This is a genomic window from Bacteroides sp. An51A (genome assembly GCF_002161565.1).
GTDB classification, from domain to species: Bacteria; Bacteroidota; Bacteroidia; order Bacteroidales; family Bacteroidaceae; genus Phocaeicola; species Phocaeicola intestinalis.
On record NZ_NFIC01000006.1, the window covers coordinates 274,186 to 299,236 of the forward strand.

The 25,051-nt window shown below is 47.7% G+C and carries 13 protein-coding genes; 6 read left to right on the plus strand and 7 right to left on the minus strand.

What is annotated here, in order from left to right; translation table 11 throughout:
- Nucleotides 1-114 precede the first annotated feature (114 nt).
- On the minus strand, nucleotides 115-2,331 hold the full coding sequence (locus B5G04_RS13585; protein ID WP_087213018.1) for a RelA/SpoT family protein: 2,217 nt from the start codon (nucleotides 2,329-2,331) through the stop codon (nucleotides 115-117).
- 204 nt (nucleotides 2,332-2,535) lie between these two features.
- On the opposite strand from B5G04_RS13585, the gene B5G04_RS13590 reads away from it, so the two are divergent.
- Complete coding sequence (locus tag B5G04_RS13590) at nucleotides 2,536-4,059, plus strand: DUF4301 family protein (RefSeq protein ID WP_087247907.1); 1,524 nt, start codon at nucleotides 2,536-2,538, stop codon at nucleotides 4,057-4,059.
- A 208-nt stretch (nucleotides 4,060-4,267) separates the two neighbouring features.
- Here the strand turns inward: B5G04_RS13590 and B5G04_RS13595 are convergent, their stop codons facing one another.
- The 6 genes from B5G04_RS13595 to B5G04_RS13620 form a co-directional block, all read right to left on the minus strand.
- Nucleotides 4,268-4,756, minus strand: a complete 489-nt coding sequence (locus B5G04_RS13595; protein WP_087397671.1) for a hypothetical protein — start codon at nucleotides 4,754-4,756, stop codon at nucleotides 4,268-4,270.
- A gap of 165 nt (nucleotides 4,757-4,921) precedes the next feature.
- Nucleotides 4,922-6,553, minus strand: coding sequence for an RluA family pseudouridine synthase (locus B5G04_RS13600; protein ID WP_087397673.1), 1,632 nt, complete (start codon nucleotides 6,551-6,553; stop codon nucleotides 4,922-4,924).
- A 22-nt stretch (nucleotides 6,554-6,575) separates the two neighbouring features.
- Complete coding sequence (ispE, locus tag B5G04_RS13605; protein ID WP_087397675.1) at nucleotides 6,576-7,400, minus strand: 4-(cytidine 5'-diphospho)-2-C-methyl-D-erythritol kinase; 825 nt, start codon at nucleotides 7,398-7,400, stop codon at nucleotides 6,576-6,578.
- A 120-nt stretch (nucleotides 7,401-7,520) separates the two neighbouring features.
- On the minus strand, nucleotides 7,521-9,869 hold the full coding sequence (locus B5G04_RS13610) for a glycoside hydrolase family 3 N-terminal domain-containing protein (protein WP_087397677.1): 2,349 nt from the start codon (nucleotides 9,867-9,869) through the stop codon (nucleotides 7,521-7,523).
- A 272-nt stretch (nucleotides 9,870-10,141) separates the two neighbouring features.
- On the minus strand, nucleotides 10,142-13,156 hold the full coding sequence (locus B5G04_RS13615; protein WP_087397679.1) for a glycoside hydrolase N-terminal domain-containing protein: 3,015 nt from the start codon (nucleotides 13,154-13,156) through the stop codon (nucleotides 10,142-10,144).
- Nucleotides 13,153-14,715, minus strand: a complete 1,563-nt coding sequence (locus B5G04_RS13620) for a glycoside hydrolase family 43 protein (protein WP_087397681.1) — start codon at nucleotides 14,713-14,715, stop codon at nucleotides 13,153-13,155. The genes B5G04_RS13615 and B5G04_RS13620 overlap by 4 nt, the downstream gene beginning before the upstream one ends.
- A gap of 196 nt (nucleotides 14,716-14,911) precedes the next feature.
- Between B5G04_RS13620 and B5G04_RS13625 the strand changes: the two genes are divergently transcribed.
- The 5 genes from B5G04_RS13625 to B5G04_RS13645 all read left to right on the plus strand — a co-directional run bounded on the left by B5G04_RS13625 (nucleotide 14,912) and on the right by B5G04_RS13645 (nucleotide 24,661).
- Nucleotides 14,912-15,667: an SGNH/GDSL hydrolase family protein gene (locus tag B5G04_RS13625; RefSeq protein ID WP_087397683.1), complete on the plus strand. Its 756-nt coding sequence runs from the start codon at nucleotides 14,912-14,914 to the stop codon at nucleotides 15,665-15,667.
- Nucleotides 15,668-15,960: 293 nt separating this feature from the next.
- Nucleotides 15,961-19,137: a TonB-dependent receptor gene (locus B5G04_RS13630; RefSeq protein ID WP_087397684.1), complete on the plus strand. Its 3,177-nt coding sequence runs from the start codon at nucleotides 15,961-15,963 to the stop codon at nucleotides 19,135-19,137.
- A gap of 24 nt (nucleotides 19,138-19,161) precedes the next feature.
- Nucleotides 19,162-20,883 carry a RagB/SusD family nutrient uptake outer membrane protein gene (locus B5G04_RS13635; RefSeq protein WP_087397687.1) on the plus strand — a complete coding sequence of 574 codons (1,722 nt, stop codon included), beginning with the start codon at nucleotides 19,162-19,164 and terminating at the stop codon, nucleotides 20,881-20,883.
- A 112-nt stretch (nucleotides 20,884-20,995) separates the two neighbouring features.
- On the plus strand, nucleotides 20,996-22,801 hold the full coding sequence (locus B5G04_RS13640; protein WP_087397689.1) for a hypothetical protein: 1,806 nt from the start codon (nucleotides 20,996-20,998) through the stop codon (nucleotides 22,799-22,801).
- 72 nt (nucleotides 22,802-22,873) lie between these two features.
- The gene (locus tag B5G04_RS13645) at nucleotides 22,874-24,661 is read left to right on the plus strand and encodes a cellulase family glycosylhydrolase (protein WP_239414108.1); all 1,788 of its coding nucleotides are present in this window, start codon (nucleotides 22,874-22,876) and stop codon (nucleotides 24,659-24,661) included.
- Nucleotides 24,662-25,051: the final 390 nt, after the last annotated feature.

Here is a 25,051-nt window from a genome sequence, read left to right on the forward strand (position 1 = left end):
TTTGGTCTCACTAAATTTGGGTCTCACTAAATTTGTGGGATTGGTAATTGAAAATGAATGCGGGACGGGAAACACAGAACCTGTTTAATGTCCTGTGTTTCCCGTTCCATGATGTTATCCGCGGCTGATTTGTTTTACCCCTTTTACCGTTTTTATTTTCTTGATGAGTGCCTCCAGTTTATTGGTGTCGTCTACCATTATTGTAAGCATTCCTGAGAACAATCCATCGTTCGAATCGATGCTGATGGAACGCAGCAGGATATTGTCTTCTTTGTTAATGATAGAAGTGATGTTGGTCACGATACCTATGTCGTCGTGCCCTACGATGCGCAGTGTGATAGGGTATTGTTTCCCTTGACTTTTTCCTGCCCATCGTGCACGTACGATGCGGTAAGGGAACCGTGCTTTCAGTTCAGGAGCGTTCGGGCAGTCGCACCGGTGTATTTTGATACCTCCCGAGATGGTAACGAAACCGAATACCTCATCACCGTAGATTGGGTTGCAGCAGCGTGCCAGCTTGAAATCGATGCCTTTCAAGTGCTGGTCGATGACCAGAACATCATCTTTGTACACGTTCTTTTCGTCTGTAGCTTGCTGTATGTTGAAATTTTCGGCACTTCGGTAAATCACTTCTTCGCGTTGATCGGTTTCTTTCCGTTGCATTTCCAGATAGTGATCTATCAATGTGTTGATATCTGTCGTTTCGTTGGCTATGCTTTGATAGAAATCGGTCACGGTTTTGAACCCAGATTTCTTGATGAGGCGCATCAGGATGGCTTCATCGTATTCTATTTTCCGGTTTTTGAATTTGCGCTCCAAGGTTTCTCGTGCAAATTCGGTTTGTCGTGCCACCAGTTCCTTCAAGGCTTGGCGTATTTTGTTTCGGGCTTTCGAAGTCGTGACAAAATTCAGCCAGTCGCGTTTGGGTGTCTGTGTGGTAGAAGTCATGATTTCTACCTGGTCACCGCTGTTCAGGCTTTGTTTCAGTTGTACATTCCTGCCGTTTACTTTTGCTCCTACACAATGGCATCCCAAGTTAGAGTGAATGGCAAAAGCAAAATCCAGCACAGTGGCTCCTTGCGGGAGTTTGTACAAATCTCCTTTAGGACTAAACACGAATACTTCATCCTTGTACAGGTCCAGTTTGAACTGGTCGATGGTTTCGGCATCGTTGTCAGCATTTTCCAGTGTTTCCCGGATGGAGTTCAACCATTCGTCCAGTCCGCTTTCACCTTTGATGCCTTTATATCGCCAATGGGCAGCAAGTCCTTTTTCGGCTATTTCATCCATACGTTCGGTGCGTATCTGTACTTCCACCCATTTGCCTTCGGGTCCCATTACTGTAATGTGGAGTGACTCATATCCATTGCTTTTGGGCACGGAAAGCCAGTCGCGCAGACGTTTGGGGTTGGGAAGGTACATATCAGTTACGATTGAGTATACCTGCCAGCACTCTTGTTTTTCTTTATCCAAAGGTGAGTCGAGGATAATCCGGATGGCAAACAGGTCGTACACACCTTCGAATGGACAGCCTTGTTTCTTCATCTTCTGATAGATGGAGTGAATGGTTTTTGTACGTCCTTTGATGTGGAATTTCAGCCCGCTCTCTTCCAGTTTTTTACGTACCGGTTCGATAAATTGCTGAATATAACGGTCGCGTGCAGCCTTAGTTGCATTCAACTTTTCCTTGATATGATAATATATGTCGTGCTGCGTGTACTTTAATGAGAGGTCTTCCAATTCTGATTTCAGTTTGTACAAGCCAAGCTTATGTGCCAATGGTGCATACAGATGGGCAGCTTCGTTGGACACGGCAAGCCGTGCCTCTTCGTTGGGACTTTCTTTGATTTGTCGCATTAAGTTTACACGGTCGGCGATCATGATGAGAATGACGCGCATGTCTTCGGCAAACGAAAGCAACAGATTCCGGAAGTTTTCCGATTCGATAGTTGGACTTTTTTCGTAAAGTTCATTTATTTTTACCAGACCGCGTATGATTCCTGCTACGTCTTCTCCGTAATTCTTTTGTACGGATTCAAGTGTGCATAAGTGGTATTTTACAGATTCATGCAGCATGATGCCTAGAATGGAGGCACGCCGCATACCGATTTCTTCTGCAACAATGATGGCTGTCTGCATATCTTTGATAATCGGGTTCATATTGAATGCGTTGCGGGGAATGCTTCCTGCCGACATGCTTTGGATCAGTTGCTTTTTCACGTTGCGGCAGTCATCTTTCTGTAAAGTGTCGCCAGACAATCGTAAAAGTCGTCTGTAAAGTGGCACAAGTTGTTTGTGCTCTTGTGGGGTAAAGAATGCTTGCTCTTCCATAATTTTATTAACATTAAGGAGGGAGAATGAAAGATGAAGTGTGTCATTGCGTAACAGTTTCTTCATTCTTTATTCTTAAATCTTCATTATTTCTTCGTAAAGTTACTTTTTTTCTTTATTATCTGTGCATAGTTGATGGTTTTTTTATATTTTTGGGGTGTGAATGCTTTATGGCAACTTATTCATTACTTAAATTTATCATATATGTTAACACACGAAGACAAAGAATTGTTGGCGAAGAAAGGCATTTCTGAGCAACAGATTGAAGAGCAGTTGGCTTGTTTCGAACATGGGTTTCCTTTTTTGCGTCTTGCAGCCGCTGCTTCAGTAGAAAATAATGGTATCATGGTAGCCGATGAGGCCATGCAGAAAAAATATCTGGCTGCATGGGATGCTTATAAGGATGGTGACCGCAAAATTGTGAAATTTGTTCCTGCATCGGGTGCGGCAAGCCGGATGTTCAAGAATATGTTTGAGTTTTTAGGAGCCGATTATGATGTGCCTACTACTGACTTCGAAAAGAAGTTTTTCGATCATATCCATAATTTTGCTTTCTACAATGATTTGAATGCAGCGTGTCTGGATAACACGGGAAAAGATATCAACGCATTGCTGGAAGAAAAAAATTACAAGGTTATTGTTTCGAATTTGCTTGAAGCTGCCGGACTGAATTATGGTTCACTTCCAAAGGGCTTGTTGAAGTTCCATCGATATGCTGACGGGGTACGTACGCCATTGGAAGAACATCTGGTAGAAGGTGCTTTGTATGCTGCCGGAAAAACCGGTAAGGTAAATGTACACTTCACTGTTTCTACCGAACATCGTGCATTGTTTGCCAAACTGGTGGATGCCAAAATCGGTGAATATGCGAAAAAGTATGAAGTGGAATATAATATTTCGTTCTCCGAACAGAAACCCAGTACAGATACTATCGCAGCAGACATGGACAACAAACCGTTCCGCGATGATAAAGGGAAGTTGGTATTCCGTCCGGGTGGTCATGGAGCATTGATTGAAAACCTGAATGATTTGGATGCCGATATTGTGTTTATCAAGAACATTGATAACGTGGTTCCGGACCGGTTGAAAGAAGATACTGTGACCTACAAAAAATTGTTGGCAGGTGTGCTGGTGACGCTTCAAAAACAAGCATTCGATTATTTGGAATTGCTGGATAGTGGTCATTATAGCCATGAACAACTTGAAAGTATTATTCGTTTCGTCCAGCAGCAGTTGCGTTGTCGCAAGGAAGACATCAAGGATATGGAAGATGCCGACCTGGTAATTTATCTGCGTAAGAAGCTTAATCGTCCGATGCGCGTGTGCGGTATGGTAAAGAATGTAGGTGAACCGGGTGGAGGACCGTTCCTGGCTTATAATCCGGATGGTACTGTTTCGTTGCAGATTCTGGAAAGTTCGCAGATTGATATGAAAGATCCGGAAAAGAAGGCGATGTTCGAAAAGGGCACACATTTCAATCCGGTGGATTTGGTATGTGCTGTGCGTGATTACAAAGGCAATAAGTTCAATTTGTTGGAACACGTCGATAAGGCTACTGGTTTTATCTCATACAAGTCGAAGAACGGTAAAGACCTGAAAGCGCTGGAGCTTCCGGGACTTTGGAACGGTTCGATGAGTGACTGGAGTACGGTATTTGTAGAAGTTCCGCTCAGTACCTTCAATCCGGTAAAGACTGTGAACGACCTGTTGCGTGAACAGCATCAGTGAAATCCTGCAGTTAGGGTTTACAGGCAAGACGAAAGCGATGTTGTTGCGTGGATCTTTTCGTAATTTGTAAGAAATAAGAGGCATCAGGACACGTATGTATCTTGATGCCTCTTTGACTGTTTATGGAAACTTTGTATGGGAAATGACGTCCATATCATGTCATGTGGCTTGTTTGCTGGAGTGTCTGTCATTTCCCTTGATTTTGCTGTTAACGGATGAGCTTTTCGGCAGGCAATGGGGCTTTTATTGGCAATTTTTCCGGACTAATCCGATGATGAGGTTTCGGATTTGGGCGAAAACAGAAGACTTTCTCTACCTGACGCATTGTCAAGATTTCTTTGAATTTCTTGTAATAAGTCTCTTGAATCTCAAGACATTTCTTTCTGCATTCAAAACGTGATCGCATAAATTTGTCCAGTTCATCATCGTTCAATTCTTTTTCACGAGCTCCTTTGGGGGCAGGCATGTCTTGTCGGCATTCTGCCAAGGCTGTAAGGTATTCTTTGTATAAGGGAAGGAATTTGGCTGAAGTCTTATCGTCCAGTAGCAGTTGCTTATCCATTTTTTCCACCTGACGCTCAATGCGTTGTTCGGGAGTCAGTCGTTTCCCACGTTGGGGCTTTTCCTGAGCAAATAGAGAAGAACTGAAAAGTAGGGCACTTGTCAAAAGAATGTAGCAAAAATTAGTTGTTTTCATCTTGTCTGGGTTTTAAGTTATACATAACAACACGTATCAAGCATGAAGCCTCCCGGTACCGATTGAAAGCCGTACGCTTTTCGTGTCTTTATTTATCAGACAAGCTGTACAGGCAAAAGTTTACTGTCTGTTCAGTCATTTAAGCTTAAATTGTGTCATCGAGCTTTAAAATTCAGCTTCCTTGCAGAAGGTTATCAGTTGACCGGTTGCCGGATGCTCGAATGACAGTTCACTGGCATGCAGGTATAGGCGGTCGGCTTTTTTCCCATATAGCTCATCGCCTATGATGGGGCAATTCAGTCCGTCCGGATGAGCCGCATGGACGCGCAATTGGTGAGTGCGTCCGGTGAGGGGATAGAATGCAATGCGGGTTTTTCCGTCTTTCCGTCCGAGCACTTTATAACGGGTAACGGCTGGTTTCCCGTATTCGGAATGCACCATTTGATAAGGACGATTGTCATAGTCGGGGCAAATAGGAAGGTTGATGATACCTTCATCTGTGGTTACGATGCCGTTCAGCCATGCTGTGTATCGTTTTTGTATCCGTCGGGAAGCGAACATTTTTTGTAGTGCATAATGGATTTCTTTGGTTTTGGCAACCAGCAACAATCCGGATGTAGCCATATCAAGGCGATGGACAATAAGTGGGCCTGTTGCGGTAGGATAAAGTGTATGCAGGCGGGTATAGACCGAATCTGTGGTCAGTTTGCCAGGTGTGGAAAGCATGCCTTCAGGCTTATTTACTACGATTAGCCATTCGTCTTCGTATACAATTTCCAGTTCTTTTTTCTTTGTCTCTCTTCCTGCCAAGGGATTGGGTTCTACCTGTAATCCGATAAGCATGTGTTTCAGTATGGGTTCACATTTATTCTTGCACGAGGGATAAAAATGTCCTTCGTGTCGGATTTCTTCTTTGGGAGATTCGCCGATCCAAAATTCTCCCATGGCTAAAGGGTGAAAGTTATGTTGGTAGGCGTATTGCAGAAGTTTGGGCAAGGCACATTCGCCGGCTCCTGCAGGTGGTGTGCCTTGTGGGGTTTCATGAAAGATTTGGCAAAGGTCTTTTTCTTCTCCTTGAGCATTGAGCATGCGAAACTGTTCGAATAGTTTTTGCTGGAGTGCTGCTGAGCGGTTTTTCCGTTCATGTTTCAGGGTTTGTATCTGATTCTCGAACACCACAAGCGAGTTTTTCTGTTCTTCTTCCTGCGCTTTCAGCCTTTTCTCCAAGCGTTTGTATTCGGCTTTTTGGAACTGGCTTTCCTTGATGAGTGCGACTTCTTCTTCGGGCGAAATCCCTTTCTTCCGCTTTTCTTCACGCAACGATTTGGCTTGTTTCATTTCCTCTTTGGCTTTTGCCAATATCGTCCGACGGGCTTCCGCACCGATTTGGTATGTGCGTTGCAGGTGCAGATAATCTTCGTCTGTTTCCAGCAATTCGATGCGTCGGTTGATGGCGGATATCTCACTTTCCTCTTGCTTGAAGAAACCGTCCGGACACAAAAGGTCATACACCGGAGGTACGAACCCACGGTGTAGGTTGCTTCCGTCAAGATTTCCGGAGAAAGCCGCCAAATAGCCTACATATCCTTCCGTATCTTCTATCAGAAGCACACCAAACATCTTCCCTTTCTTCAGTTCTTCTTCCCATTCGGGACGAGTGCGGAGATAAGCCCGCACTTCGTGTGCCGCCGTCTGCACCAATGGATGTGGGGTGTAATGAAACGGGTATGTGAAACCTGAAGGGAAGGGTATGTCCTCAACAGAAGATGCGAAACGATGGATATTGGGGTCGGTCATGGTTTGGTTTTCTGATAAAAAATCAAATCATTTCCCGCTGGCGGCAGAAGTATCCGCTGAAGATAGCATCGACGTTTTCAATCCGTTCGCGGAAGATACCATAGACGGCTGAGCCTGAACCGGTCATCGAAGCATATACGGCTCCCAAGTCGTACATTTTGTCTTTGATGGCGGCTATTTCGGGATAGAGGGCGAATACCGATTCTTCAAAATCGTTTCTTAATTCGTCTTTCCAAGTCTCTACGGGCTGTCGGATGATTTCTTTCACCGATTTTTCCGGATAATGCGGCTTGATGCGGCTATAGGCTTCGCTGGTCGAGATTGCGTTTTGCGGTTTGACCAATACCAGCCGATAATCGGCAAGTGTGCAAGTGACAGGTTCGAAGATATTTCCGATGCCGGTGGCAAATACGGGTTGGTTGCGCACAAAGAAAGCGCAATCGGCTCCGATGCGTGCGGCATATTCTTCCATTTCCTGAACGGTCAGTCCGATTTGGAATTTTTCGTTCAATAACTTAATCATGAAAGCTCCGTCGGCAGAGCCTCCTCCTAATCCGGCTCCGGTAGGGATATGTTTATATAAATGAATGTCGACAGGAGGCAACTGGTATTTTTCGCGAAGCAAAAGGTAGGCTTTTACTACAAGGTTATCTTCGGGGGCACCATCGAGCAGAGTGCCTTTGACACAGAGGCGGAAAGGTTCGCTTCTGTTCTCCAATCGGTTTACTTCGAGTGCGTCTTGCAGGTTAATCGGATAAAAGACGGTTTCGATATTATGGTATCCGTCGGCACGTTTTTCTACAACGTTAAGGCCTAAGTTTATTTTGGCGTTAGGGAATGTTATCATGATATGATGTTTTTGATTAATGTTTTGCCAAAGATACGATTTATTTAAACACAAAGACACGGAGACGCAGAGTTTTTTATTTTTTCTCCGTGTCTCCGTGTCTCTGTGTTCGATTATAATTTATCGGTTAGGGGTATCCCACACCTTGGTTTGTGTGCATTGCAGGTCTATCCACTGGTCGCCGCACTTCACTTTGAAGTCTCCTTTCTCCAGCGTCCATTTTCCGTAATAGTTGACGAAAGCCAGGTCGCTTCCTTTCAGCTTCATGGTAACGGTCTTGGTCTCGCCCGGATTCAGGGAAAACTTCTCGAAGTTGCGCAGGCGGATGTTGTCGGGGGTGCTGCTTGCCACCAAGTCTTTCGAGTAGAGCAGTACGCTTTCCTTGCCTGCCACGCTTCCCGTGTTGGTCACGTCTACGGTGAAGGTCAGTTCATCATCGGCGGTGAATTGGGCCTTGTCTACCTTCAGGTTGCTGTATTTATAGGTAGTGTAGCTCAGTCCGAATCCGAAAGGCCATTGGATATCCATGACCGAATCATAATTGTAGTTCCCGCCCATCTGACCGATGTTCTCGCACGGCTTGTAGTCGTAGGTAGCAAGGGCATTGATGTGTCTCGGATAGGTATAGGGCATTTTCGCACTGAAATTGGCATCTCCGGCAAGCAGGTTTGCCAAGGCATCTCCCCCGTAATTGCCCGGAAGCATTATGTTTATTACGGCTTTAGCCAGCGGCTCGATGTCCTTGATGAGACGCGGACGTCCTTCGTTCAGAATCAGGATGACAGGTTTCCCGGTCTCGGCCAATGCCTTTACCAGGTCCTGCTGGTTTGCGGAGAGGTTCAGGTCGGTCAGGTTTCCCGGAGTCTCGCAATAGGAATTCTCGCCGATGCAAGCGATGATGACATCGGCATTTTGAGCGGCGGCTACTGACTTGTCAATTTCCGGCGTGTTCTCTTCCCACCAGTTATCGTTCTTGTAGGGAGCGTAAGTTACGCCCGGTTCGTAGATGATGTTCTCTTTACCGAACTTGTTGCAAAGGGCTTCGTAGATGGTGTTGTATGCCTGGGCGCATTCGTCGGCACGGTGTCCCTGCCAGCTGTATGACCAGCCTCCGTTCAGGCACCGCATGGAGTTGGCGTTCGGGCCAGCCAGAAGAATCTTCTTGCCTTTGGCGAGCGGCAGGATGCCCCCTTCGTTCTTAAGCAGCACTTCCGACTCTTCGGCTGCCTGGAGGGCTACATCAGCAAATTCTTTTGAACCGAATTCCGGATAGTCTCCGGTGCTCCAGTAAGGCTTGTCGAAGAGTCCGAGGCGGTATTTCAGGCGCAAGACGCGTGCTACGGCATCATCGATGCGGCTCATGGGCACTTCGCCTTCCTGTACCAGTTCTTTCAGGTAATCGCAGAAGCTCACTTCGTATGGCACCATCGACATGTCAATGCCGGCGTTGATGGCTATCTTGATGGCTTCTTTCTTGGTCGCGGCAATGTGGTCGCGGGTACACAGGTTGTTGATGTCCGCCCAGTCTGTAACCACCAGTCCGTCCCAGTTCAAGTCTTCTTTCAGCCATTGGGTCAGGAATTCCCTGTTGGCATGGAAGGGCATGCCGTTGTCCACGCCCGAGTTGACCATCACGCTCAACGCCCCCTGGCGGACAGCTGCCAAATAAGGCGCGAAGTGCTTTTCGCGCATGTCGCTCCGCGAGATGGAAGAGGGCGTACGGTCCTTGCCCGAAACCGGAACGCCATAGCCCATATAGTGTTTCATACAGGCGGCTACGTTATATTTGCCGATGTGGTTCGGGTCTTCGCCTTGGAAGCCGATGACCGACGCTTTGCCCATTTCCGCATTCACGTAGCAGTCCTCTCCATAGTTCTCCCACATGCGCGACCAGCGCGGGTCTCTTCCCAAATCTACTACGGGAGCATACGTCCAGGGGATGCATCCCGCTTTGGTTTCGTATGCCGAGATTTCGGCTTCACGCTTTACCAGGTCCCGGTTGAATGTGGCTCCCATGTTGACACCTTGCGGGAACAGGGTTCCATCAAGCGTATAAGTGGTTCCGTGTATCTGGTCTACGCCATAGATGCAGGGGATTCCGATTTCCTTCATCGAAAGTTCCTGAATCTGCCTGATGGCTTCCGCCCATTTCTCTTTCGGCTGGGCAATGCTCAGGGGAACGTTCAGGAGCGAGCCGACCTTGTATTTCCCGATAACGGTATCCAGCTTGGCTTTGTCCAGGGTGAACCCGTCCTTTTGGCTTGCTTCGAAGTCGGTCACTACATCGATGGTGATTTCACACATCTGACCTATCTTTTCCTCGATGGTCATTTTCTTGAGCCAATTTTGGATGTTGGCTTCGATTTCGGGGTCAGAAGGGATGGCAGGCGGGACGGTTTGTCCTTCTGCACTTAAACAGGTTCCTGCACACAAAACAGAAGCCAGTGCAATGTTTTTTAGATGTTTCATGATATATTTGTTTATTGGTGTTGTTCAAAGATAAATCGTTCTTTTGTTTTTTCCAAGTAATGTCATTAGGGGTATTATCTTTTGATAAGATAGTATTATTGTATATGAATGTCCGCATTTAGTCAATCTCTCTGAGTTGAAAACGCAGTAGTACTGCATCTGCCGATGAAGTATATATCCGTAAGCGAATGCAGTATATATTCAACCGCGAATGCAGTATATATTCATTTTTCAGGGGTATGCATTGGCTGTTTGCAGACATTCATTTGGTTTTAAAAGCGCAGTCTTGCTATTTCCCCTTCCGGCACCGTAAGTTCCACAAACTTTTCCGCTTTGCGTTTCTCTCCGTTCACCGAAACTTCGGTTATGCCTTCCGGCATCTTAATCTTGACATTCGGATTCCAGCCTCCGGTAAGAATAACTTCTACCGGCTTTCCTTCTTTCCATTTCATGCTGACCATAGCGCCTCCACGTACTTTGAATCCGTATAAGTTTCCTTTTTCCCACGAGTCGGGCAGGGCAGGGAGCAGGTTGATGAATCCATCCTGGCTTTGTATCAGCATTTCACTGATACCCGAAGTGCCTCCCCAGTTCCCGTCTATTTGGAAAGGCGGGTGCGAACAGAACAGGTTGGGAAAAGTCCCGCTTCCGTGTTCATTGGGGTTTTCTTGGGTATAGGCAGGATAAAGCAGGTTACGGAATAAGGTGTATGCCCGGTTTCCGTCACCCAGTCGTGCCCAGAAGTTTATTTTCCATGCGCGGCTCCATCCTGTTCCTCCGTCTCCTCTTCGTTCTAACGTAACTTTACATGCTTCTGCCAATTCGGGTGTATAATAAAGCGAGATTTGGTTTCCCGGATGCAAACCATACAGATGCGACACGTGCCGGTGATGTACATCCGTTTCTTCATAGTCTTTGAGCCATTCCATCAGATACCCCTTCTTGCTGATCTGGTGTGGAGGAAGTTGGGCGCTTGCTTCTTTCAATTGATTGGCATAAAGAGAGTCTGTATGCAGGATGGATGCGGCTTCAATCACATGGGTGTAAAGTTCCCTTACCAATTGGATGTCCATCGTGGGTCCCATGCATACGCTGATAGGGGTCCGGTCTTTCTTTGATACATAAAACTCGTTTTCGGGAGAGGAAGTGGGAGCCGTCACCAGCCATCCGTGTTCCGGTTCACGTACCATGGTAGAGTAGAAGAACTCCGAAGCTCCTTTTAATAGGGGATAAATATCGGCAAGGTATTGCCGGTTGCCCGTATACAGATAGTGCTCCCACAGATGTGCGCAAAGCCATGCGCCTCCTGTATTGGTCGCTCCCCATGAAGGATGTTCGCCTGGTGCGGTATAATTCCATACGTTGGTCATCATGTGGAGCACCCAGCCTTTCGCTTCGGGACCATAGAAAGTCTTTGCGGTTTCTTCTCCACTGGGAACCAGTCTTTTTATCAGGTCGACGAGCGGTTGGTACAATTCCGACAAATTGCAAGGTTCTACCGGCCAGTGGTTCATCTGGACATTGATGTTGGTATGATAGTCTCCATTCCACGGAGTCATTACTCCGTTCGCCCAAAGCCCTTGCAGGTTGGGAGGCAAGCTTCCGGGGCGGGTACTGCTAATCAGCAGATAGCGTCCGTAATTGTAATAAAGGGCAGCCAGAGAAGGGTCATCCTGCGTTTGGAAAGCCTCCAGCCGCTTGTCGGTGCTTAATTGGGACACGGTTTTATTTTCGGGTAATTCGATGCCGGCACGGTGGAAGAGCTGTTGGTATTCACCGGTTGCTTCTTGTTTGGCTTGTGTCAGGTCGGAAGCCAGGGCTTGGTCGAGCAGGCGTTGGGTTTCGGTCTGATAGATTCCGCCTTTCATATACGAAGTGTTCGCCGATACGATAATCCATGCCTCGTCAGCATCCGAAACTTCAATGCCATCTGCATGAGTATGCATCCGGCTTTTCTTGCCCGATAGTTTTACACCGGCTATGGCAGCATAGCGTATGCCTTCTTGCCGTTCATTTCCGCTATCCAGTGTTCCCGTTATTCCCAGTTTCCCTTCGCTCAGTTTCCGCACATGTCCCCGTTCGGGACGGCTCAAAGTTAAATGGAATCCAAGTGCGTCCGGACGGTCTGCCTGCAGGTGAATCAGCATTACATCTTTGTTTCTTGACACGAAATATTCGCGGATATAGCGCGTAGCGTTTTTCGTGAAGGTGGTATATGCCACACCTTCATCCAGATTGAGCCAGCGCAGGTAATCTTTCGCTTGGCTTATCGTATCAGGGAAGGTATAGTTGATGTACATATCGGCAAGCATTTGGAAACATCCGAATGTGCCTCCTTTTTCAGGCTTTTTGGGTACGAAGCTTGTGTACATCAATTCTTGTGCTTCTTTGTTTTTGCCTTCAAACAGGAGTTGGCGGATGCGGGGAAGGCTTTCGGCGGCTTCCGGGTTGCGGTAGTCTGCTTCCGAACCGCTCCACATGCTGATTTCATTCAGTATGATGTGCTCTTTCGTGATGCCTCCGTCGGGCATCATGCCCAGACGTCCGTTGCCCAGCGGAAGGGTTTCTTCCCATTGTTTTGCCGGTTTGTCATACCATAGGGTTTGGTCGGCTCTGCCTGGTGCAGGCACGGGTTCTTTGCCAGTCAGTGCCTTGTAGATATTTTCGGCTATTACGATGGCGCCGTATTTGTTCGGGTGCACTCCGTCGGTATATTCTTTCGGATAATAAGGAAGCATCGGCGTGTGCAGGTCGATGACGGGCAGGTTACGTTCGTGTGCCACTTCGCGGATGCGTGGGATGATGCCGTTCACGATGGTACTGTCGTTGATGCCCCAGTCTTTCCGGTCGGATGGAATGGGCAGGCACAGGTAGATGCGCGGATGCGAGGGGAGTGCTTCGAAGGCATCTATCATCGTGTTCAAGTCTTTCTTGAAGTCTTCCTTGTGTATCCAGTTTATTGGTTTTGAATCGTTTGTTCCCAGCTTGATGGTCACGATGTCGGGCAAGAAGGCTTGTGCGTCCTTGAAGGGTTGTTTGCTCATGTAGGGCAGGTTGCCTTTCATCATCAGGGTATGGGCGGTAAGCCCGAAGTTGCCTACTTGATACCCGTCTCCCAGCAGGCGTTGGAGTACGGCGGGATAGCTTTCTGTTTCCGGATGTGCCAGGGCAAATCCTTCGGTGATGCTGTTCCCTACGCAAGCCACCTTGATGGGCTTCGCCTCTTTTTGCGCAAGGAGCATCAGAGGGAAGAGCAGAAGTAAGAGAATGAATAGGTTTCTTTTCATGGTCGTTGGTATTTGAAGTAATCAAAATCGGCAAATGCTTTCGATTCGGGAGATGCTGATACGGCGTACAGTCCCAACATCACTCCCGTAAATCCTCCTGCGGTTTCCGAACTCAGGTAGCGTGTGTTCATTTTACCTAATTCGTGGTATTTACCGTCGACGGTATATCCGAAGCGGTAGACGTTTATGTCCGCTTTCAGGTTCAGTATCACAGGGCTTGTATCGGGAAGTGCCACCTCTTTTTCGATGTGCTTTAATTCACCCAATTGGTAGCGGAGCACGACGGATTGCTTTCCGTTTGCTTCCTGGCGCACGAACAGGTCATAATGGGATGTAAAATCCATGAACGCCGTGATGCCGGCTTCATCTCCTGGCTGAGCCTGCCGGAGTGCTACTTTTGTGGAGGCATCCATATCAAACTGGTCTTGCCGGAGCGCGACGAATGTAGGGCTTTTCCCGTCGCTCAGGGTCGTGTTTGTTGCGCTCAGGCGTAGCTTTCCGTCTTCGAAGGCATAGTTTTCCGGTATCGGGTTTTGCAGGTATACCCATTCGGGCGATAGCTTTTCTTCTTCGAACTCGAAGGTATCGGGTTGTGGTTTGGAAGGAGTGAGAGGAAGTGTGGGCACGTCCATGTTTATCGCTATGGTACCGTTTCCGTTTACTACCGGCCATGCACCTTTGTCCCAGCGCACGGGTGCCAGATAGGTTTCACGCCCTAACGTATGGTGTGTGCCCGGCATGATGCGGTAAGCGAGGCAGACCATCCACCACGAGCCGTCGGTTCCCTCTACCAGGTCGGCATGTCCCGTCCCTTGTATCGGGCTGGCTTGTCCTGCCACGCAGGCATGTGTCAGGATGGGGTTGGCAGGATTCGGTGTGTAGGGACCTTCAATGAAAGCGCTGCGTGCGATGGTGACGCTATGTCCCGTTTCGGTTCCGCCTTCCGAGATAAGCAGGTAGTACCATCCGTCTTTCTTATAAATATGAGGACCTTCGGGATATCTGCCTCCTGTGCCGCCCCATATCTTGCGCGAGGGAGAGAGTTGCTCTCCGCTCATCGGGTCTATTTCGCACAGGGTGATGTAATTGTCGGGGTTGCTCACCATGTAGCATTTCCCGTTCTCGAAGTAGAGCGAAGGGTCGATGCCTCCTTGTTTCAACCATACAGGATCCGACCATCCGCCGCGCGGGTCGGTGGTATGCACCAGAAAGTTTCCTTTTCCCGAAACGTTGGTGGTTATCATGTAAAATGTTCCTTCATGATAACGGATGGTAGGGGCATAGATACCTCCCCAAGCATTGGCTCCTGTCAGGTCGACTTGTGAGGGTCTGTCCAGGCAATTGCCTATCTGTTCCCAATGGACAAGGTCCTTGCTATGGAACAGGGGGACACCGGGAAAGTATTGAAACGAACTGTTCACCAGATAATAATCATCTCCAGCCTTGCAGACACTGGGGTCGGGATGAAAACCCGGGATGACCGGATTCTTGTATCCTTGTCCGAATGCCTGTGAAAATAAGGCAAGCAAAGCAAAGGTCAGTATGTTCTTGTTTCGCATGGTATGTGTGTTTAGATTTGAAGTTGGATTTTCTTTTTTGCAAAGATAATCTTTTTTCAGTCTCTTGAAGGGTATTCTCTGTATTTCCTATGGGCAGGATGTTTTTAAATGGGGTATGAAATGTTGTAGGATGCGATGGAAGTCTTGCGTGAAACAGGAGAATCATTACTTTTGCGTGACTTTAATCTGATAAGATATGAAACGAATATGGATTTGCCTGCTTTGGCTGGCTTGCCTTTGCCCCATGTATGGGCAAGGGCTTCGGATATTGTTTATCGGCGATTCTATTACCGACGGGAATTGGGGAAATAGCGACGGAAGTGCGATGCCTTCCGCCGGACGGAACTTGTGGGACATGAACCACATCTACGGAAGCGGGTACATGTATCTGTGTGCCTCGTATTATCAGAGCAAATATCCCGGCAAGGGATACGAGTTCTTCAACCGGAGCATCAGCGGCAATGCGCTTTCCGACCTTGAGAAGCGGTGGGAAGAAGATGCCATAGCCTTGAAGCCCGATATACTTTCTGTATTGGTAGGTACGAACGATATACATTATTATGTAGGAGGACCGCACGCCGAGCCTTTCGATACCTTGGGGTGGGAGAAGCGTTACCGTGCCTTGCTCGACCGTTCTTTACGTGCCAATCCCAACCTGAAGCTGGTGCTGGGTGCTCCCTTTACGGCTTTCACGGGTTCGATGAAGGAATCGGAAGGATTTGCCTTGCGTGATAGTCTGGTGCATACCCTTGCCCGCATCGTGAAACGGATAGCCGTTGAGTACAAGGCGGTGTATTTGCCTTATGATGAAATGTTCGAAACCCTCTTGCGTGAAGAACCTTCCTCGCAGGACACATATTGGATATGGGACGGTATTCATCCCACACCTGCGGGACACCGGCGCATGTCAGAGCTTTGGATAAAAGAAGTAGAGCGTGCGGGAATCTTGTGACAAGATGCCGTTCCCGTGCCGGTAAGCTTGCCTATATAATCGCCGGCATGTGCAAGTATCTTCATCGGCACTTGCAAATACGTGCGCAGGCGGATGCTTATATATGCGTTGGAGGGATTGAAAAGTTATTAAATGGTGCGGAAAACAAATCATGTCCTATCGGGAAACAAATGCATCCCTCCGTTTTTCATAATATGCAATACATTTGTGGTGCTCTCGATGCAGAAAGCGTATGTGTGCGATTCTATCGGGGCATATAGAATAATGTAATTTTAACTATTAAACAAAGTACCATGAGTAAACACTTATTCAGAAAGTGCACATTCGTGCACATGTGTTTTCTTGCTATGGCGATGCTTCTATGCTTCCCTGCAAGTGGTGTGAACGCCGCTCCGGCTTCACAAGAAAATCTAACTGTTTCGGGTGTTGTTACTTCGGCCGCTGACCAGTTGCCGCTTATCGGCGTCAGCGTTCAGGTGAAGGGAACATCCAATGGTTCTATTACCGACCTCGATGGAAATTATTCGGTCAGTGTAGCTTCCGGCCAGACGTTGGTATTCTCTTACATCGGGTTCAAGACCCAAGAAATTCAAATTACCAATCAGAAAACCTTGAATGTGGTGATGGAAGAAGATTCGGAAACTTTGGATGAAGTAGTCGTAGTAGGTTACGGCGTGCAGAAAAAGAAATTGGTCACCGGTGCCACGGTGCAGGTGAAAGGCGAGACGCTGGCGAAGATGAATACCAACAGCCCCTTGCAGGCGATGCAAGGACAGACGCCGGGTGTGAACATTTCGTCTACCTCTGGTCAGCCGGGCGAATCGATGAAAGTAAGTATCCGTGGTTTGGGTACGGTGGGAAATGCTTCTCCTCTGTATCTGATTGATGGAGTAGGCGGTGATATCTCTACGTTGAATCCGGCCGATATCGAAAGCATCGATGTGTTGAAAGATGCCGCTTCTGCCGCTATCTATGGTGCGCAGGCTGCTAACGGTGTGGTATTGATTACCACCAAGAGCGGTAAGGCAGGCAAGGCGCAGATTTCGTTTGATGCTTACTATGGCTGGCAGACCCAGGCACGTAAGGCGGACATGCTGAACGCGCAGGAGTACATGATGATTATGGACGAACAGGCGGTCAATTCGGGTAATGCGCCCTATGACTGGAGCTCGTACGAGAGCATTTACGATGCCAACGGCAATGTGTATGACACCGACTGGGTAAACTCGATGTTCCAGAACAATGCCCAGACACAGAGCTATACGCTGGGCATTACCGGAGGTTCGGAAACTTCTACTTACGCGATGTCGTTAGGGTATATGAGTCAGGAAGGTATCGTAGGTGGTAAGGACGTATCGAATTACGAACGTTACAACTTCCGTATCAATTCGGAACACAAGCTTTTCAAGGATTCCGACTTGTTGAAGGTAGGAGAGCAGGTCAGCTTCGTTTATAAGATGAACAACGGTATTTCAGTAGGTAATCAATATAATAATACATTGCGTGGTGCGTTCGGTACTTCCCCGTTGGCGCCTATTTATAGCGACAACAACATTTATGATTCACCTTATAACGATACGACCAACTCGGATTGGTATAATGCAGATGGCAACCCTTACGGAAGCATGATGACCAACAGCAATAACGAGAATAAGGACGTGACTTTCTCGGGTAATGTGTATGCCGAATTGCAACCCATTAAGAACTTGAAGTTCCGTACCGTATTCGGTGCTGTATATACAACGAACGAATACCGCAGCTTCTCTCCGTTGTACCAGTTCTCTATTTATAGTTTCAACAATACACGTACCAGTGCTGCCCAAAACATGTCGCACGGCTTGACGATGACATGGACCAATACGGCAACCTACGACTGGACGGTGGGCGAACATGCGTTCAACGCTTTGTTGGGTATGGAAATGAGCCGTTATTCAGGTACTTACCTGAGAGGAACTACCGGTATGTTGCGAGATGGGTTTGATGATTGGGATCATGCGTACCTCGACAACGGTACAGCTACCAGTGCGGATAACGGTTTGGGTGCGGCAGGTCATCCGAATGATGAGACACGTACGGTTTCTTATTTCGCCCGTTTCGGATGGAACTGGAAAGAAACTTATATGATTAACGCTACGGTACGTACCGACGGTTCTTCCCGTTTCGCTCGTGGAAACCGTTATGGCGTGTTCCCTTCAGTATCGGCAGGTTGGACGATTTCAAACGAAGCTTTTATGGAAGACACACACGATTGGCTGGACTTCTTGAAACTCCGTGTCAGCTGGGGTCAGGTAGGTAATCAGAACATCGACAATTACCAGTACACTGCTCCGATTACTTCCAGCAACACGCATTACATTTTCGGTAATCAGGTAGGTGCAGATGCGCAATCCGGTTTCTGGGGAGCTTATCCCAGCCGTCTTGCCAATGAAGACGTTACGTGGGAAACATCAGAGCAGACCAACATCGGTATCGATGCACGTTTCTTGCGGAGCCGGTTGAGCCTGACCGCTGATTTCTATATCAAGACCACGAAAGACTGGCTGGTAGAAGCTCCGATTCTTGCTACGGCAGGTACGGGCGCTCCGTATATCAATGGCGGTGATGTAAAGAATACCGGTATCGAGTTAGCTTTGACTTGGAACGACCAGATTGGGAAAGACTTCAGTTATAACGTAGGCGTCAATGGTGCGTATAATAAGAATAAGGTGGGTGATATTCCGACCGAAGACGGCATTATCCACGGTGATATCAATATGTTGTATGACAATACGCCGGAATTCTACCGTGCGTCGAACGGTCATCCGATAGGTTACTTCTGGGGATATCAGACGGCAGGAATCTTCCAGAACAAACAACAAATTGAAGATTGGCGTGCAGCAGGGAACGGCATCTTGCAAGCTGATGTCCAGCCGGGTGATGTCATCTACGTAGACCAAGACCATAACGGGGTGATTGATGATAACGATAAGGTGGACTTGGGTAACGGTACGCCCGACTTTACGTATGGTTTCAATCTCGGTTTCAGTTATAAGAATTTCGACTTTGCATTGAATGCGTACGGTGCGGCAGGTAATCAGATTGTACAGTCATATCGTAATCATGCCAACAGCAAGGCGAACTATACGTCGGCAATCTTGGGGCGTTGGACCGGTGAGGGTACCAGCAACCGCATTCCGCGTGTGACGGATACCAATATCAACTGGCAGTTCTCTGACCTGTATATTCAAGATGGCGATTACTTGCGTATCAGTAATATCACGGTAGGATACGACTTTGCGAAACTCATCAACCTGAAGGCTATTAGCCAGGCCCGTTTGTACTTCCAAGTACAGAATGCCTTTACTTTTACCAAGTATGACGGCATGGATCCGGAAATCGGTTACGGTACTTCTGACTGGGTATCGGGCATTGACTTGGGCTATTATCCGCGTCCGCGTACGTTCTTGGTGGGCGTAAATTTGAAATTCTAACGAATCATCTTAAAATTGAAGAATATGAACAACTATAAAATCTATATAATGGCATTGGGGTTGGCTGGAATGGGCTTGGCTTCGTGTACGGCTGATTTCCTGGATGTGGAGTCGAAAGTAGAATCTACTACTGGCAATTTCTATCGGACGGAAAGCGATGCATACCGGGCTTTGATAGGATGCTATGACGGGTGGCAAAGTACGGTTTCGAACGGCACTTCGTTTTATATGGCTTCAGAGCTGATGGCTGACGAGTGTTTTGGAGGGGCTGGCGTTTCGGATGCACGTAATTATCAAATTATTGACCGTTTCGATCAGACGCAATCTCCTTCTGATTTAAATCTTTTCGAAGGGGATTGGACGGGATATTATGCGGCGGTGTACCGTTGCAATGAACTGATTGCGCATGAAGAACAGATTTCTTGGACAAGTGAGGAGACAAGAGGTACTTACATGGGTGAATGTCGTGCTCTGCGTGCTTTGTGCTATTTCGATATGGTGCGTTTATGGGGGAATATTCCTTTGTTTACCGAACCGGTGAACGAGAACCGACCGCAGGCTGAACCGGATGAAGTATATAATGTCATCTTCAGCGACTTGCTTTATGCGGCTGAAAACATTCCGGCTTCGGCTTACCCGAAGAGCGATGCGGCGAACAACGACGGGCATATCACCCAGTATGCTGCCAAAGCTCTGCTGGCCCGTGTCTATTTGTTCTATACCGGTTATTATGGCAAGGAACCCAGTGTAGAAGGCGTGACTCGTGCTTCTGTATTGCAAGGTTTGGAAGATCTCATTTCTTCAGGCGAATATGCGTTGGTTCCGCAATTTAAGAACTTGTGGGTGCCCGCTTCCACTTGGTGGGAAGGCGATGCCGCGAGCGGTTATACCCAACATTCTACTTACGCCGGTCGGGGCAATGAAGAAACCGTATTGGCACAGAAGTTTAACTATACTTCTGATTATAACGGAAACAATGATGGAAACCGCTGGCTGGTGAATGTAGGCATTCGTAGTATCAATGTGTATTGGACACCTTACGGAAGAGGTTGGGGCATCTGTACGGTCAATCCGAAAATGTGGACGGCTTACAATACCGGAGATACACGTCGTGAAGCGTCTATGGTGAACCTTTTAAGCGAGGGTATTGCCGAAGACCCGAATTATGAAAACGGTTATAATGACCAGCGTGAATATACAGGCTATACCATTAAGAAATATACTCCGATGTCGAAATGGGAACAGAACGAATCGACCGGTGCATGGGCGTTGACCGATGAAACCACTGGATTGGGAAGCGGGGGCGACTATATGGTTTCCCAATACCAGGACTTTGTGGTAATGCGTTATGCCGATGTGTTGCTCATGGCGGCTGAGTTGGGAAGCTCCAATGCGCAGGAATACTTGAACCAAGTACGCCAGCGTGCCTTTACAGAAGAAGACGAGAACGGCGATTTGGTTTTGTCTACTTACTATCGTCAGGTATCCGTTACGCAGGAAAATATCATGAACGAGCGTATGCTGGAGTTTGCTTTCGAAGGGCAGCGTTACTGGGACTTGCTCCGTCAAGGTGTGGACTATGCCGCTTCTCAAATTGCGGGAAATACATCAGTAGTTAGTGGTGGCAATCCGGATAATGTAAGCGTTACGGCTTCAAATATCACTAGCAAACAAGGTTTGATGCAGATTCCGAATAATCAGATTACCTTGTCGAACGGTGTATTGAAGCAAAATGCAGGTTGGTGAATAATAAGTTTTTGAGTTCTTAAGTTTTTAAGTTTTTGAGTTGACGAGGCTTACAAAACTGATAAATTCAAAAACTTAAGAACTAACAAACCATTTTTTAAATCGAAACATTATGAATAAACTGATACATACATTGCAAATGGCGCTGCTGGCGATGCTGATGGGTATGACAGCTGCCTGTACGCCCGATTCATACGACTTGGAAGCTCCGGATGTAGCTTCTGAAGATTTGGTAGAAGGCATTGCCTATACCATTACTCACGATTCGGAAAATCCGAATATCGTTTATTTGAGAAGCCTGATGCCTTCCAGTTATCAAGTATGCTGGGAACATCCGCAAGGACGTGCACAAGGAGCCGAAGTGACTTTGCAGATGCCTTTCGAGGGAGAATACGAAGTGCGTTTCGGTGTGCAGACCCGCGGTGGTGTGGTTTATGGTCCTACTGCGACTTTTACCATTGACAGCTTCTATGCAGGTTTTGTGAATGATGACCTGTGGACGTATCTGACTGGAGGGGTAGATCAGGAGAAAACCTGGATTTTCGATAACGGAGAATACGGATTTGCAGCCGGTGAACTGACATACGCCGATCCTTCGGGTACGGTGACTTGGAATAACTGGACTGCCAATTGGGATCCGGGAGTGGGACATACGGGCGATGATGCCATTTGGGAAAGCACCATGACGTTCAACTTGCAAGGCGGTGCAAATGTGACGGTGTATAATTCTTCATCGGATGAGACTCAGACCGGTACATTTATGTTGAATACCGACTCGCATACCATTACCTTTACCGATTGCGACTTGTTGCACACGCCAAGCTGGAGCGACCGTACGACCAACTGGCGCAGAGACCTGCAACTATTGGAACTGGACGAAAACCACCTGCGTATCGGTGTGATGCGTGACAACAGTGAAGGACCCTGGTGGCTGATATGGAATTTCGTATCGAAAGAATATGCTGACAATTATGTGCCCGAAGACCAGCCCGACCCCGAACCTACTTTGCCCGACGGCTGGCAGGATATGGTTTCAGAAGTGGTTACAAGCGAAATCAAGTGGACCATGTCGCCTGATGTGCCGTTTGACTGGGCTAATCTGGACGGAAGTCTGATGAACAACTTTACCGCAGGCAATTATCCCGACTGGGCTACGGTAGTAGACGGATTGGAAAACCTGAGTATGACACTGAATTCGGCGGATATGACTTATACGTTCGAAATGCCGGACGGAACGACTACCAGCGGTACTTATACCTTGGATGAAGACGGTATCTATACGTTCAGTGCCGGTGTGCCGACTTATCATATCGGTGGCGGTGACATCATGTTCAGTGCTACGGCAGAAAACCAATTGCGTATCTTGAGCATTGAAACGGCAGGAAACAGCGTGATGGGTATGTGGTTAGGAAACCGCAGTACGGAGAAAGACGAATACTTGGCTTACCACTTCTTGCCGAATGCCGGTAGCGGAAGCGGTACGCCGACGGCTACGGAGATTGCCGTAGACAATAGCAAAATTGTTTGTGGGCATCTGGAAGAAGCTACGAATAATTTCCGTATCGAATTGTATAACATGTATGGTTCCACGGCTTCCAACCAACCGTTTGACCCAGCTTCCATTGTGTTCGATTATTCAATGGAGCTGACGTTTACAATCAGTGGACTGACCGGTGCGGCTGCAACCAATGCCTATACCGCCCAACTGATGTGTACGGCTGACGGCTGGTGGCCGTCGGTAGGCGAAGGTCAAGGTACGACAACCGTACAGGGTGACGGTACTTATACGATTCGCTACAGCCCTTCGGCAGCTTACAATGGTGTCATTGTGTTCTGCATTGATTTTCAGAAGATGTTCAGCGACATCGAAAATCCGGATGCCGTAACGGTTACGATTGATAATCTTTCTATTCTGTAATATTTGTGGGCGCAGGTGTATGCGGATAGAACTGCATGAGCCTGCGCCTTTCTACTAATCAATGATTAACCTATGAAAACTATGCGAAATTATCTGACATTATTCTTTCTGTTGCTGACGGGGATAGCCTTGTTTGCTTCTTGTTCGGATGACGAAGGCGGAGGCTATACGGGAGAAACGCAAATTTCTGCATCGGAAATGACTTTCCCTAAATCCGGTGACACACTCACGCTTTCTGTCTTGTCTTCGGTTGAACCACAAGTGACCAGTAATCAGACTTGGTGCAACGTGTCATTCGTGAGTGTAACCGAAAGAGGGACTTATACCTACAATGTAACGGTAGATGCTAATTCGGAAACCGATGACCGCGTGGCTACGCTTTCGGTGGTGGCTGGAAGCTTTACGGCTTCGGTGCAGGTGACACAGACTGCCGGAGACGGTTTGATTGTGGCACAGACTGCATACGATATGCCGGCGGCAGGAGGTGCGCTGAGCATTACGCTGACCACCAATGGCGATTATGCCTATACAATCAATGACTCGTGGATAGCTGAGGCAGAAGTGACCGATGCGCGGGCAATGACGGAATATACCTTGCATTTTACCGTATCTGCCAATCACGGCGCGGAACGCACCGGAACCATTACGTTTACGTTAGGCGACTTGACGGAAACCGTTACTGTAACACAGGCTGCCGGACAGGCTGCAGCCGTGTCGGGAGAAACACCGTTGGAAATAGCAGCCAGTCTGGGACTGGGATGGAACTTAGGCAATCAGTTGGATGCACATAATAATGGAGTGGCAGATGAAACAGCTTGGGAAAACCAACCTGCTACACAGGCCTTGTTTGATGCTTTGGCAAATGCCGGTTTCACTTCTGTCCGTATTCCGGTTACGTGGCTGGGACATGTGGGCGAAGCTCCCGATTATACCATCGACGAGACTTACTTGAACCGGGTGGCAGAAGTGGTAGGCTATGCCGAGAGTGCCGGACTGAATGCCATTATCAACATTCACCACGATGGTGCGAACAGCCAGTATTGGCTGGATATCAAGGATGCGGCAACGGATGAGACGGTCAATAGTGCGGTAAAGGCACAGCTGGCTGCCATGTGGACCCAAATAGCCAACCGGTTTGCAGACAAAGGAAACTTCCTGGTGTTCGAGGCAATGAACGAAATCCATGACGGAAGTTGGGGCTGGGGAGACAACCGTACGGATGGCGGCAGACAATATGCCGTACTGAATGAATGGAATCAGGTGTTTGTAGATGCCGTGCGTGCTACGGGTGGAAACAACCAGACCCGTTACCTGGGCGTGCCGGGGTATGTGACAAACATCGACCTGACGGTAGAAAACTTTGTCTTGCCGCAGGATGTGGTGGATAACCGGCTGATGGTAGCCGTTCACTTCTACGACCCGATAGACTATACCGAGAATGCCGACAATATTTATTCGCAATGGGGGCATACCGCAGACCCGTCGCTGAAAGCGGATTGGGGTGATGAAGACAATGTGACCGGACAGTTTGCCAAGATGAAAGAAACGTTCATCGACCAAGGTATTCCTGCCTATATCGGCGAGATGGGATGCGTACACCGTGCGGATGACTTGTCGGAATCGTTCCGTTTGTATTACTTGGAATATGTATGTAAGGCAGCGAAAGATTATGGGATGCCTCCATTTTATTGGGATGCAGGAGGAGACGGAACCGGAACACAATCATGGGCACTTTTCAATCACGCTACAGGCGAGATGCTGAATAATGCTCAGGAAGTGATTGACGTGATGAAACGGGGCATCTTTACCGAGGATGCATCATACACCTTGCAGTCGGTATACGACAGTGCGCCGCAATGAGAAGTTTGCTGATTTTATACTTGCGTGTTTCAGCATAGATATGCTGAGATTTATAGGCAGAGGCAGATTGTGAAGTCTGCCTCTGTTTTTTATGTCCGTATTCAATGGGCACGCATAGAATAAAAAATTTGAATATCCGCATTTCACCCAATTGCCTTGTAGGGGCGTATCGCATACGCCCTGAAGACATCCACGTGGATTAGTTGGCGTATTCGGGCGTATGCGATACGCCCCTACATGGGATGTTTGCGGATATTCAACATGAATATATGCTTTGTCGGGTAAGTGTATTCCTCATCCGTTTTTTATTTCTCCTCGGAACAGTCGTTTCCGTATTTGGATTACATTATCGTTTCATCCAGCTTCTATTTATGGTTTTCATATGAAAAC